Below are 12,472 nucleotides of genomic sequence, written 5' to 3' on the forward strand. Positions count from 1 at the left end.
CGAGAGACCGCCATGGCACGTTTCTTCATCGACCGCCCCATCTTCGCGTGGGTCCTCGCCATCATGGTGATGCTGGGCGGCGTCATGTCCATCGCCACGCTGCCGATCGCGCAGTACCCGAGCATCGCGCCGCCTGCCGTCGCGATCACGGCAAACTACCCCGGCGCTTCGGCCAAGACGCTGGAAGACACCGTCACCCAGGTCATCGAGCAGAAGATGAAGGGGCTGGACCGGCTGAGCTACATGGCCTCGACCAGCGAGTCCTCGGGCTCGGTCACCATCACGCTCACCTTCGAGAACGGCACCGACCCCGACACCGCGCAGGTGCAGGTGCAGAACAAGCTCTCGCTGGCCACGCCGCTGCTGCCGCAGGAAGTGCAGCAGCAAGGCGCCACCGTCACGAAGTCGGCCACCAACTTCCTGAACGTGCTGGCCTTCACCTCGGAAGACGGCAGCATGAACGGCTCCGACCTGTCGGACTACGTGGCCGCCAACGTGCAGGACGCCATCAGCCGCGTCGAGGGCGTGGGCGACACCACCCTCTTCGGTTCGCAGTACGCCATGCGCGTATGGCTCGACCCGAACAAGCTCGCCAACTTCAGCCTCACGCCGCTGGACGTGAAGAGCGCGATCCAGGCGCAGAACGCGCAGGTGTCGGCCGGCCAGCTCGGCGGCATGCCGGCCGCGGGCAGCCAGCAGCTCAACGCGACCATCACCTCGCAGACGCGCCTGAAGACCGCGCAGGAGTTCGAGGACATCCTGCTGCGCACGCAGACCAACGGCGCGCAGGTGCGTCTGCGCGACGTGGCGCGCATCGAGCTGGGCAGCGAGTCGTACAACACGGTCGGCCGCTACAACGGCAAGCCGGCCGCCGGCCTGGCCATCAAGCTGGCGGCTGGCGCGAACGCGCTCGACACGGTCAAGGCGGTCGACGCCCGCGTCGCAGAGCTCGAGAAGTTCTTTCCGCAGGGCATGAAGGTGCAGAAGCCCTACGACACCACGCCGTTCGTGCGCATCTCGATCGAGGAAGTCGTCAAGACGCTGGTCGAGGCGATCGTGCTCGTGTTCCTGGTGATGTATCTCTTCCTGCAGAACTTCCGCGCCACGCTGATCCCGACCATCGCGGTGCCCGTGGTGCTGCTCGGCACCTTCGGCGTGCTCGCGGCCTTCGGCTTCACCATCAATACGCTCACCATGTTCGCGATGGTGCTGGCCATCGGCCTGCTGGTGGACGATGCCATCGTGGTGGTGGAGAACGTCGAGCGCGTGATGACCGAGGAAGGCCTCTCGCCGAAGGAGGCCACGCGCAAGTCGATGGGCCAGATCACCGGCGCGCTGGTCGGCGTGGCCCTGGTGCTGGCGGCGGTGTTCGTGCCGATGGCCTTCTTCGGCGGCTCCACGGGCGTGATCTACCGGCAGTTCTCGATCACCATCGTCTCGGCGATGACGCTGTCGGTGCTGGTGGCGCTGGTGCTCACGCCGGCGCTGTGCGCCACGCTGCTCAAGCCGGTGCCCAAGGGCCATGCGATGGCGAGCACCGGCTTCTTCGGCTGGTTCAACCGCAGCTTCGACCGCGGCAACGGCCGCTACCAGGGCATCGTGCGGCACATGATGGGCAAGGGTTGGCGCTACATGGTGCTGTACGCGGTCCTGCTGGCGGCGGTGGTGTTCGGCTTCATGAAGCTGCCGGTGGGTTTTCTGCCGGACGAGGACCAGGGCACGATGTTCGGGCTGGTGCAGTTGCCGCCGGGCGCGACCAATGCACGCACGGAAGAAGTGATCCGCCAGGTGGAGCAGCACTTCCTGGTCGACCAGAAGGATGCGGTCTCTGGCATCTTCACGGTGGCGGGCTTCAGTTTTGCGGGCAGCGGGCAGAACACCGGTTTCGCCTTCATCAAGCTCAAGCCCTGGGACGAGCGCAAGGGCGAAGCGTTGAGCGTGACGGGCGTGGCAGCGAAGGCCGGCGCTTTCTTCAACACCATCCGCGACGCCAAGGTGTTTGCCTTCGCACCACCGGCCGTGGCAGAGCTCGGCAACGCGACCGGCTTCGACCTGATGCTGCAGGACCGCGCCAACCTCGGGCACGAAGCCCTGATGCAGGCGCGCAACCAGCTGCTCGCCACGCTCGGCAACGACAAGCGCCTGGTGGCCGTGCGTCCCAACGGGATGGAGGACACGCCCGAGTTCAGGCTCGAGATCGATCCGCACAAGGCGCAGGCCCTGGGCCTTTCGATGGCCGACATCAACGACACCTTCTCGGCCGCCTGGGGCAGCAGCTACGTCAACGACTTCATCGACAAGGGCCGCGTGAAGAAGGTGATGCTGCAGGCCGATGCGCAGTACCGCATGCTGCCCGAGGACATCGACCGCTGGTACGTGCGCAACAGCGCCGGAACCATGGTGCCTTTCACTTCATTCGCCAAGGCGGGTTGGAGCTCGGGTTCGCCGCGCCTGGAGCGCTACAACGGGGTTCCCTCCATCGAGATCCTGGGCATGGCCATGCCGGGCAGCGCTTCCAGCGGCGAGGCGCTGGCCATCGTCGAGGAGGCGGTGGCCAAGCTGCCCGCGGGCATCGGCTACGAATGGACCGGCCTGTCGCGCCAGGAGAAGGCCTCGAGCGGCCAGACCGGCCTCTTGTACGCGCTGTCGATCCTGATCGTGTTCCTCTGCCTGGCGGCGCTCTACGAGAGCTGGGCCATTCCGTTCTCGGTGATCATGGTGGTGCCGCTCGGCGTGCTGGGCGCGCTGGTCGGTGCGATCCTCACGTGGAAGATGAACGACGTGTACTTTCAGGTGGGCCTGCTCACCACGATCGGCCTCGCATCGAAGAACGCCATCCTGATTGTCGAGTTCGCGAAGGACCTGCACGCACAGGGCAAGGGACTGGTCGAGTCGGCGCTGGAAGCCGCGCGGCTTCGCCTGCGCCCCATCCTCATGACCTCGCTGGCCTTCATCCTCGGCGTGCTGCCGCTGGTATTGGGAAGCGGCGCCGGGGCCGGCGCGCAGCATGCGCTGGGCACGGCCGTGATCGGCGGCATGCTGTCGGGCACTGTCCTCGCGATCTTCTTCGTGCCTCTTTTCTTCGTGCTGGTGCGCGGCCTGTTCAAGGGCAAGGACCAAGGCGATTTCGCCGAGCCGGCCTCACATTCACACCCGGCTGCGGCCGCATCCTGAGGTCTTCGCCATGAAACTCCTTCGCTTCACCCCGCTTGCGCTCGCCGCCCTGATGGCCGGCTGCAGCCTGATGCCCGCCTACCAGCAGCCCGTGGCACCGGTGCCCGGTCGGTTCGCCGGCGACGCGGGCGCCGACCCGGCGCCCGCCACGCCAATCGCTGAGCTCGGCTGGCGCGATGTCTTCACCGATCCCTCGCTGCAGCGCGTGATCGAGATGAGCCTGGCCAACAACCGCGACCTGCGCGTCGCGGTGCTGAACATCGAGAAGGCCCGGGCCCAGTACCGGGTGCAGGATGCGGCGCTCTTCCCCACCGTGAACGCCAGCGCCGGCGGCAGCGGCAGCCGCACCCCGGCCGACCTGTCGTCTACGGGCGAGGCGCTCACGGCGCGCCAGTACAGCGCATCGCTCGGATTCAGTTCGTACGAGATCGACCTGTTCGGCCGCGTGCGCAGCCTGAGCGCACAGGCGCTGCAGCAGTTCCTCTCCACGGCCGAGGCGCGCCGCAGCACGCAGATCAGCCTGGTGGCCGAGGTGGCGACCAGCTACCTCACGCTGGCCGCCGACCAGGACCGGCTGAAGCTCGCGCGCGACACGCTCCAGAGCCAGGGCGATTCGTACCGCCTCAACCAGCGCAGCTTCGAGCTGGGCGCAGCCTCGGCGCTCACGCTCCGCCAGGCGCAGACCAGCGTCGACGCCGCGCGCGTGGACGTCGAGCGCTACACCGCGCAGGTGGCGCAGGACCGCAATGCGTTGGCGCTGCTCGTCGGCGCGGAGGTGCCGGACGCACTGCTGCCACAGGCCCTGTCCGACGCGGCGGCGTTGGCCGCAAGCCCGCTGGCCACCATTCCGCCGGGCCTGCCCTCGGAGCTGCTGCAGCGCCGCCCCGACATCCTGCAGGCCGAGCGCGACCTCAAGGCGGCCAATGCCTACATCGGCGCCGCGCGTGCGGCCTTCTATCCTCGCATCAGCCTCACCGCATCGGCCGGCACGTCGAGCAGCGAGCTCTCGGGCCTGTTCAAGGGCGGCTCGGGCAGCTGGAGCTTCGCGCCGCAGGTCACGCTGCCGATCTTCGACGGCGGCGCCAACCGCGCCAACCTCAAGATCGCCACGGTAAGCCGCGACATCTCGGTGGCGCAGTACGAGAAAGCGATCCAGACCGCATTCCGCGAAGTCTCGGATGCTCTCGCGCAGCGCGGTACGCTCGGGCGCCAGCTCGACGCGCAGGAGTCGCTGGTGAATGCAACGGCGGACAGCTACCGTTTGTCGCAGGCGCGCTTCCAGCGCGGCGTGGACAGCTACCTGAGCGTGCTCGATTCGCAGCGCTCGCTCTACACCGCCCAGCAGAACCTCATCGGCACCCGGCTGTCGCGCCTGACCAACCTGGTGACGTTCTACAAGACGTTGGGGGGCGGATGGAACGAGGCCACGGGCACTCCCGTGGCTGCGAAGTCGCCGGATACGACTTCCTGAAGAGAGAAGATGCCTGCAAATTTCCCTTCGGGGCTTCGGCGCAGGCCTCTCATGAAGCGGTGCAAGCCGGACCCGCACACCGGCGACGAGCCGGCGCGCGATCCAGTCCCGTTGCCGCGGACCGGAATGGACAGCGTCCTTCCGCTTCTGGCGGCATGATGCCAGCCGTGTGACCGCACCACTGGCTGGCGCGGCAGCGGCGTGTCGCTCCCGCACCGGTTCGTTCGTCACCGACGCGTTCAGGCTGCCGGCCGCCCACGGCGACGAGTCTGCGGCAGCGCCATGCGAACCAGCAGGTCCGCGGGCGTGTCGAGGCGCCAGACGGTGTCGCCCTGTTCGCTGCCGAGCAGGCCATAGCCCCAGCCGGCCCAGGCCGCACGGCATCCGGCAGCACAAGCCGCCTGGCGAGCACTGGCCGAGCCCCCGATCATCAGCATGCGCTCCGGGCGAGTTCCGAGCGCCCTCGCAGCCTGTTCGATCAAGAGCGGCGATGGCATGCGAAGCGCCGCTGTGTCGGCACCGCGCACCGTGGTGAAACAGCCGAGCAGCCCGGCTTCCTCCAGCACCGCCCGGGCGAGCACGGTCGGCGTGTTGGTGATCACGGCCAGCGGCACGTTCTTGCGCCCGAGTTGCTCCAGCAGCTTTTCGATACCGGCGTAGATCGAGCATTCGGCAAATGGCAAGCCCAGCACCATCGCGTCGAAATTCCGGCGAACGCGCGTCGACAGCCACGCTGTGTCGACGTCCTGCAAGTCGATTGCCCGCAAGGCACGCTCGATGAGCGCGTCGGGCCCGTCGCCGATCCAACCGCGCACACGCTGCAGATCGAAGCAAGGCAGATCGGCTTCGTGCAGCGCCGTGTTGAGTGCCAGCGCGACGCCGCCGGCATTGTCGACCAGCGTCCCATCCAGGTCGAAGGCGATCGCCTGGAACGTCATCGCGTCGGTCTCGCGAGCCACAATGGCGCGACGGCGGCCGCGGGTACTCTCCTTGCTCGCAAGGAAAGACTGGAGTCATCGGCCATGGAAATTCTGGTCTTGTTCATGATCAATCGCGTCAATTTCCCGAGCTGGCAGCCCCGCGCGCGGAGCTGCCTTCACGCCCTTCACGCAATTCCAGGTCCATGTGGCCCAATCCCGATCCTCGCGCAACTGGGCGCGAGCTCGGACGCATCCAATAAGCGTTGCACTTGCCGGAACCCGAAATGAAACTGCCGACAGAAGTCGAAGGACGCCAGCAGCTGGCCGACGAAATCCACGCGCGCCCCTTCGAGCCGCTTTCCACGCCAGGTGCCGCGTTGGCCATTGCCACGCTGCGCGAAGGCCCGGACGACGATGCGCGTTGCATCGCGCATCTGGCGCGGCTGGACGGCGACGCCTCCGGAGCGGGCACCGCGACGCAGTGCCAGGTGCGCTGCGGCGCGCTGCGCGTGCGCTGGGAGCGCCACACGGAGTTCCACACCTTCACCGTGTTCGCCGATCTTGGCGAGCTCGCGATGGACGGGGCTTTCGACACCGGCTGGCTCGCTGCCCTGCCGCACGACTGGCTGGCCACGCTGCCCGGCCGCATGATCTCTGCGACGCAGCTGGCCGTGCTCCCTTGTCCCGGCGATCCACCCCATGCGCGCGTGGTGGCGCCGCTCTTCGGCAGCGATCTGCTGGTGGGCAACCGGGTCGCCGAAGGTGCGGCCACCGTGGTGTCGGACCTTCGCGCCAAAGCCGGGGTGACGCGCTTCCTGATGTTCGACCATGCCATGAACCGGCGGCGCGCGGGCCGCACCGTCCAGCGCCTGATCGAGGTTGACACCTACCGCATGATGGCCCTGCTCAGCCTGCCCCTGGCCACCCGCCGCATGGGCCAGCTCGCGGCCGAAGAAACGCAGCTGGCCTCGCTGATGGCCCGCTTCCACGATGCGGCGGACCGCGACGAGGTCCTGCTGCACGAGCTCGTCACGCTGGCGGCCCAGGTCGAGCACGCGATGGCCGAGAACAGCGCGCGGTTCGCGGCCACCCGCGCCTACAGCGGCATCGTGAACCAGCGGCTGGTCGATCTGCGCGAGGCGGTGGTGCCGGGCCTGCAGCCGCTGTCCGAATTCATGGAGCGCCGGTTTCGTCCGGCCATGGACAGCTGCGCGGCCACGGCCGGGCGGCAGGTGCAATTGTCCGAGCGGATCGCGCGGGCCGCGCAGCTGCTGCAGACGCGCTCCGAGGTCGAGCGCGAACGCCAGAACCAGGCGCTGCTCAGCTCGCTCGACCGGCGCCAGGGCCTGCAGCTGCGGCTGCAGGAGACGGTCGAGGGCCTGTCGGTGATCGCCATGACCTACTACGGCGTCGGCCTCGCCAACTACCTGCTCAAGCCCTTGGCCAAGGCCATGGGCTGGCCCGAAACCGCGGTGACGCTGGTGGCCGTGCCGGCGATCGCGCTGCTCGTGCTGCTCAACATGCGCCGGCTGCGCCGGCATCTGCACCAGTCGGCGGACAGCTAGGCCACACCGCATCTGTCCGGGCTGCCACCCGGACCGCGGACGCTGGTGGAAGCAGTGCTTGCACTTTGGCGGCCGGACTGGAAGCGCTGCGTCGGCATGCCGCCCGGACGCTGACTCGCGCTTGCCGTGTCGCTCGCATTTGCCCAATCAAATCAAGCAGTTGCCGCGCCCCCGCAGGGTATTCCCTCGGGGGCTTTCGCACTGGTCCGCAAGTTGCGATGAAGAGGGGGCAGCAGGCATCGCCTGGGGCCGCCGGCCCCTCGCAGGCCCGCTGTCCACGACATCGCCGCAAAGGCAAGGAGACAGCACACGATGGAAACGTTCTACGAAGTGATGCGCCGCCAGGGCATCTCGCGCCGCAGCCTGCTCAAGTACTGCTCGCTGACCGCCACATCCCTGGGGCTCGGGCCGGCCTTCGTGCCGCAGATCGCCCACGCGATGGAAACCAAGCCGCGCACGCCGGTACTCTGGCTTCACGGCCTCGAATGCACCTGCTGCTCGGAGTCGTTCATCCGCTCGGCGCATCCGCTGGCCAAGGACGTGGTGCTGTCGATGATCTCGCTCGACTACGACGACACGCTGATGGCTGCCGCCGGACACCAGGCCGAGGCGATCCTCGAAGAGATCATGAAGAAGTACAAGGGCAACTACATCCTGGCCGTGGAGGGCAACCCGCCGCTCAACCAGGACGGCATGAGCTGCATCATCGGCGGCAAGCCCTTCATCGACCAGCTCAAGCACGTCGCGAAAGACGCGAAGGCGATCATCTCGTGGGGTTCGTGCGCCTCCTGGGGCTGCGTGCAGGCCGCCAAGCCGAACCCGACGCAGGCCACCCCCATCCACAAGGTGATCTTCGACAAGCCGATCATCAAGGTACCGGGCTGTCCGCCGATCGCCGAGGTCATGACCGGCGTCATCACCTACATGCTGACCTTCGACCGGATTCCCGAGCTCGACCGCCAGGGCCGCCCGAAGATGTTCTACAGCCAGCGCATCCACGACAAGTGCTACCGACGGCCGCACTTCGACGCCGGGCAGTTCGTCGAGGCCTGGGACGACGAATCCGCGCGCAAGGGCTACTGCCTCTACAAGGTCGGCTGCAAGGGCCCGACCACCTACAACGCCTGCTCGACCGTGCAGTGGAACGAAGGCACCAGCTTTCCGATCAAGGCGGGCCACGGCTGCATCGGCTGCTCGGAGGACGGCTTCTGGGACAAGGGCTCGTTCTACAACCGCCTGACCGACATCCACCAGTTCGGTGTCGAGGCCAACGCGGACCAGGTCGGCGCGACCGCTGCCGGCGTGGTCGGAGCGGCCGCCGTCGCGCACGCCGCTGCATCCGCGATCAAGCGCGCCGCGCAGAAAAAGAACGACACCCAGGCACCGGCCGACACCGGGCGCTGACTCCCCCACGCTCCCACGGCAAGGAAAAAAACAAATGAGTGCATACGAGACACAAGGCTTCAGGATGGACGACACGGGCCGCCGCATCGTGGTAGACCCGGTGACGCGCATCGAGGGCCACATGCGCTGCGAAGTCAACGTCGACAGCAACAACGTGATCCGCAACGCCGTGTCCACCGGCACGATGTGGCGCGGCCTCGAAGTGATCCTCAAGGGCCGCGACCCGCGCGACGCATGGGCCTTTGTGGAGCGAATCTGCGGCGTTTGCACGGGCTGCCATGCGCTGGCCTCGGTGCGCGCGGTGGAGGATGCGCTCGGCATCACCATCCCGAAGAACGCCTACCTGATCCGCGAAATCATGGCCAAGACGCTGCAGGAGCATGACCATGCCGTGCACTTCTATCACCTGCATGCGCTCGACTGGGTCGACGTAGTGTCCGCGCTCAAGGCCGACCCGAAGAAGACGTCGGAGCTGCAGCAGACCGTGTCGCCTTCGCATCCGATGTCGTCGCCGGGCTACTTCCGCGACATCCAGAATCGGCTCAAGAAGTTCGTCGAGAGCGGGCAGCTCGGCCCCTTCATGAACGGCTACTGGGGCAACAAGGCCTACGTGCTGCCGCCGGAGGCCAACCTCATGGCGGTGACGCACTACCTCGAGGCACTCGACCTGCAGAAGGAGTGGGTCAAGGTCCACACCATCTTCGGCGGAAAGAACCCGCATCCGAACTACCTGGTGGGCGGCGTGCCCTGCGCCATCAACATCGACAAGGACGGCGCGGCGGGCGCACCGGTCAACATGGAGCGGCTGAACTTCATCGAGGCGCGCATCCGCGAAATGATCGAGTTCAACAACAACGTGTACATCCCCGACGTGCTCGCCATCGGCACCATCTACAAGCAAGCCGGATGGCTCTACGGCGGCGGCCTCTCGGCCACCAACGTGATGGACTACGGCACCTACGAAAAGGTGATGGGCGACCGCAAGACCCAGCAGCTGCCCGGCGGTGCGATCCTGGGCGGCAACTGGAACGAAATCCTGCCGGTCGATCCGCGCGACCCTGAGCAGGTGCAGGAGTTCGTCAACCACAGCTGGTACAAGTACGCCGACGAATCGAAGGGCCTGCATCCCTGGGACGGCGTGACCGAGCCCAACTACGAACTCGGCGCGAAGACCAAGGGCACGCGAACCAACATCGAGCGGCTGGACGAAAGCGCCAAGTACTCGTGGATCAAGTCCCCGCGCTGGCGCGGCCATGCCATGGAGGTGGGGCCGCTGTCACGCTACATCCTCGGCTACGCGCACGCGGCAAAAGGCAATCCGCACTGCCAGCGCGTGAAGGAGCAGGTTGACCTGTCCGCCGCGATCATCAACAAGGTGTTCCCGAAGGCGCTGGGCATGCCCGAGACCCAGTACACGGTGAAGCAGCTGCTGCCCACGACCATCGGCCGGACGCTCGCGCGCGCCCTCGAAGCGCAGTACTGCGCCGAGATGATGCTGGACGATTTCCAGGAACTGGTGGCCAACATCAAGGCCGGCGACACCAGCACCGCCAACGTCGAGAAGTGGGACCCGGCCACCTGGCCCAAGGAAGCCAAGGGCGTCGGCACGGTCGCCGCGCCGCGCGGCGCGCTCGGCCACTGGATCCGCATCAAGGATGGCCGCATCGAGAACTACCAGTGCGTGGTGCCGACGACCTGGAACGGCAGCCCGCGCGACACCAAGGGGCAGATCGGCGCGTTCGAGGCCAGCCTGATGAACACGCCCATGGCCGATCCGGAGCAGCCCGTCGAGATCCTGCGCACGCTGCATTCGTTCGACCCGTGCCTCGCGTGTTCGACGCACGTGATGAGCCCGGACGGCCAGGAACTCACCAGCGTCACGGTGCGATGAATCGACCCCAAAACAACGGAGACAAGCACATGCAGATCCAAACCACATCGACCGCTCGCGTTCGAACGTCGGTCGCCAAGGGCCTGGCCGCCGTGGCTGCGCTCGCGGTGGCCTCGTCGGCCCAGGCCCATCCGGGCCACGGCGCCGAAAGCTTCGCGGCCGGCCTCGCCCACCCCTTCGGCGGCCTCGACCACCTGCTTGCCATGGTGGCCGTAGGGATGTGGTCGGTGGTCGCTCTGCCCAAGGCGTGGCGCACCGCCGGCCCGGCGGTTTTCCTTGCGGCGCTGCTGCCCGGCGCCGCATTGGCCGCGGGCGGCATCGGCCTGCCGTGGGTCGAGGCCGGCATCGCGCTCAGCGTCACCGCCCTCGCTGCCTTGATGCTGAACGCCAGGCGCATCGCACCGGTCACCGGCTTCGCCCTCGTCGCGATGGCTGGTGTGCTCCACGGGCAAGCCCATGGCGCCGAGCTGGCCGGGGGCCACTCGTTCATGGCCTACGCGGCCGGCTTCATGGCCGCCTCGACGCTGCTGCACATCGTGGGCCTGTGTGCCGGCGCGTCGCTGCAGCGGCTGCCGGGCTGGGCCTGGCGCGCCGCCTCCGCGCTGATTGGCGGCAGCGGGCTTTTCATGCTCGCTGCGCGCGTCTGAGGCCAGCGCAGCACCGCAGGAACACGCCATGAACACGACATCATCCCGCCCGGTAACGGCGCGCAGTGCCGACGACAGCAGCGTCGCGCACGGCCAGTCGATCAAATCGGTCTATGTGTACGAAGCCCCGGTCAGGATCTGGCACTGGATCAATGCGCTCGCGATCACCGTGCTGGCCCTCACCGGGTATTTCATCGGCTCGCCGCTGCCGACCCAGCCCGGCGAGGCCAGCGCGCATTTCCTGATGGGCTACATCCGGTTCGCGCATTTCGCGGCGGGCTACGTGCTCGCCGTCGGCCTGCTCGGCCGCATCTACTGGGCGGTCGTCGGCAATCACCATGCGCGCGAGCTGTTCTGGGTTCCGATCTTCCAGCGCATCTACTGGCAGGAGATCTGGGGCATGGCGAAGTGGTACGCCTTCGTCAGCGCGCGTCCCGGGCGCTATGTGGGCCACAACCCGCTGGCGCGCTTCGCGATGTTCTTCGGGTTCCTGCTGCTGTGTGTCTTCATGATCGTCACAGGCTTCGCCCTGTACGCGGAAGGCGCCCAGCGCGGCTCCTGGCAAGACCATCTGTTCGGCTGGGTCATCCCGCTGTTCGGGCAGTCGCAGGACGTGCACACCTGGCACCACCTCGGCATGTGGGGGCTGATCGTCTTCGTGATCGTGCATGTGTATGCCGCCATCCGGGAAGACATCATGGGCCGCTCCAGCGTGGTCAGCACGATGATCTCCGGCCACCGCACGTTCAAGGATTGACGCATGCCGCGCGATGAATCGATCTGCGTGCTCGGCATCGGCAACGTGCTGTGGGCCGACGAGGGCTTTGGCGTGCGCTGCGTCGAAGCACTGCAGCGGCGCTACGAGTTCGCGCCGCATGTGGGGCTGATCGATGGCGGCACGCAGGGGCTTTACCTGATCCAGCATGTGCAGCAGGCCACCCGGCTGCTGATCTTCGACGCGATCGACTACGGCCTGCCTGCCGGCACGCTCAAGCTGATCGAGGACGACGAGGTGCCGCGCTTCATGGGAGCCAAGAAGATGAGCCTGCACCAGACCGGCTTCCAGGAGGTCCTCATGCTGGCGCAGCTCACCGAGCGCTATCCGCAGCGCGTGCTGCTCGTCGGTTGCCAGCCGGAAGAACTCGACGACTACGGCGGCAGCCTGCGCCCGGCCGTGAAGCTTGCGATGGAGGACGCGCTCGCGCTCGGCATCGACGCACTGCGCCGCTGGGGCGCCATGCCGCGTCCGCGCAGGCACCCGCTGCCGGGGCCCGACGCCGTGACCTTCCAACAGCTCGACCTCGATCGCTACGAGGCCGGACGGCCCGCCGAGGACGCAGCCTGCCGGCATGGCGACGAACGCTTCCTGCCGGCGCCTGCCCGGCAGCCGGCCTGAGCCA

The 12,472-nt window shown here is 67.5% G+C and carries 9 protein-coding genes; 8 read left to right on the forward strand and 1 reads right to left on the reverse strand.

What is annotated here, in order from left to right; genetic code table 11:
- Nucleotides 1-12: 12 nt before the first annotated feature.
- Both VPA02S_RS15390 and adeC read left to right on the forward strand, forming a co-directional pair.
- A complete protein-coding gene (locus tag VPA02S_RS15390; RefSeq protein WP_062364603.1) occupies nucleotides 13-3,174 on the forward strand; it encodes an efflux RND transporter permease subunit in 3,162 nt (1,053 codons plus the stop codon).
- Nucleotides 3,175-3,184: 10 nt separating this feature from the next.
- Nucleotides 3,185-4,645 carry an AdeC/AdeK/OprM family multidrug efflux complex outer membrane factor gene (adeC, locus tag VPA02S_RS15395; RefSeq protein WP_018904260.1) on the forward strand — a complete coding sequence of 487 codons (1,461 nt, stop codon included), beginning with the start codon at nucleotides 3,185-3,187 and terminating at the stop codon, nucleotides 4,643-4,645.
- A 239-nt stretch (nucleotides 4,646-4,884) separates the two neighbouring features.
- Here the strand turns inward: adeC and VPA02S_RS15400 are convergent, their stop codons facing one another.
- Complete coding sequence (locus tag VPA02S_RS15400) at nucleotides 4,885-5,583, reverse strand: HAD family hydrolase (RefSeq protein ID WP_051128008.1); 699 nt, start codon at nucleotides 5,581-5,583, stop codon at nucleotides 4,885-4,887.
- A gap of 266 nt (nucleotides 5,584-5,849) precedes the next feature.
- Here VPA02S_RS15400 and VPA02S_RS15405 point away from each other — a divergent pair, with 266 nt between their 5' ends.
- The 6 genes from VPA02S_RS15405 to VPA02S_RS15430 all read left to right on the forward strand — a co-directional run bounded on the left by VPA02S_RS15405 (nucleotide 5,850) and on the right by VPA02S_RS15430 (nucleotide 12,468).
- Nucleotides 5,850-7,130 carry a DUF3422 family protein gene (locus tag VPA02S_RS15405; protein ID WP_018904262.1) on the forward strand — a complete coding sequence of 427 codons (1,281 nt, stop codon included), beginning with the start codon at nucleotides 5,850-5,852 and terminating at the stop codon, nucleotides 7,128-7,130.
- A gap of 312 nt (nucleotides 7,131-7,442) precedes the next feature.
- Nucleotides 7,443-8,534, forward strand: a complete 1,092-nt coding sequence (locus tag VPA02S_RS15410) for a hydrogenase small subunit (protein ID WP_062364605.1) — start codon at nucleotides 7,443-7,445, stop codon at nucleotides 8,532-8,534.
- 34 nt (nucleotides 8,535-8,568) lie between these two features.
- A complete protein-coding gene (locus VPA02S_RS15415) occupies nucleotides 8,569-10,425 on the forward strand; it encodes a nickel-dependent hydrogenase large subunit (RefSeq protein WP_062364606.1) in 1,857 nt (618 codons plus the stop codon).
- A 29-nt stretch (nucleotides 10,426-10,454) separates the two neighbouring features.
- Nucleotides 10,455-11,072, forward strand: coding sequence for a HupE/UreJ family protein (locus VPA02S_RS15420; protein WP_062364608.1), 618 nt, complete (start codon nucleotides 10,455-10,457; stop codon nucleotides 11,070-11,072).
- Between the two features lie 28 nt (nucleotides 11,073-11,100).
- Entirely contained in the window at nucleotides 11,101-11,829 is a 729-nt protein-coding gene (gene cybH, locus VPA02S_RS15425; RefSeq protein ID WP_062364610.1) for a Ni/Fe-hydrogenase, b-type cytochrome subunit, read from the forward strand.
- Nucleotides 11,830-11,832: 3 nt separating this feature from the next.
- Nucleotides 11,833-12,468 (forward strand): HyaD/HybD family hydrogenase maturation endopeptidase, encoded by a 636-nt coding sequence (locus tag VPA02S_RS15430; protein ID WP_062364612.1) that lies wholly within the window; start codon nucleotides 11,833-11,835, stop codon nucleotides 12,466-12,468.
- The last annotated feature ends 4 nt before the right edge of the window (nucleotides 12,469-12,472 follow it).

Origin of the sequence: Variovorax paradoxus NBRC 15149 (assembly GCF_001591365.1) — a bacterium.
In the GTDB taxonomy this organism is placed as follows: domain Bacteria; phylum Pseudomonadota; class Gammaproteobacteria; order Burkholderiales; family Burkholderiaceae_C; genus Variovorax; species Variovorax paradoxus.

Coding starts and splice junctions, on each gene's coding strand:
- adeC (WP_018904260.1), top strand. CDS start 3,185: ATGAAACTCCTTCGCTTCACCCCGCTTGCGCTCGCCGCCCTGATGGCC.
- VPA02S_RS15405 (WP_018904262.1), top strand. CDS start 5,850: ATGAAACTGCCGACAGAAGTCGAAGGACGCCAGCAGCTGGCCGACGAA.
- cybH (WP_062364610.1), top strand. CDS start 11,101: ATGAACACGACATCATCCCGCCCGGTAACGGCGCGCAGTGCCGACGAC.
- VPA02S_RS15420 (WP_062364608.1), top strand. CDS start 10,455: ATGCAGATCCAAACCACATCGACCGCTCGCGTTCGAACGTCGGTCGCC.
- VPA02S_RS15415 (WP_062364606.1), top strand. CDS start 8,569: ATGAGTGCATACGAGACACAAGGCTTCAGGATGGACGACACGGGCCGC.
- VPA02S_RS15390 (WP_062364603.1), top strand. CDS start 13: ATGGCACGTTTCTTCATCGACCGCCCCATCTTCGCGTGGGTCCTCGCC.
- VPA02S_RS15410 (WP_062364605.1), top strand. CDS start 7,443: ATGGAAACGTTCTACGAAGTGATGCGCCGCCAGGGCATCTCGCGCCGC.
- VPA02S_RS15430 (WP_062364612.1), top strand. CDS start 11,833: ATGCCGCGCGATGAATCGATCTGCGTGCTCGGCATCGGCAACGTGCTG.
- VPA02S_RS15400 (WP_051128008.1), bottom strand. CDS start 5,583: ATGACGTTCCAGGCGATCGCCTTCGACCTGGATGGGACGCTGGTCGAC.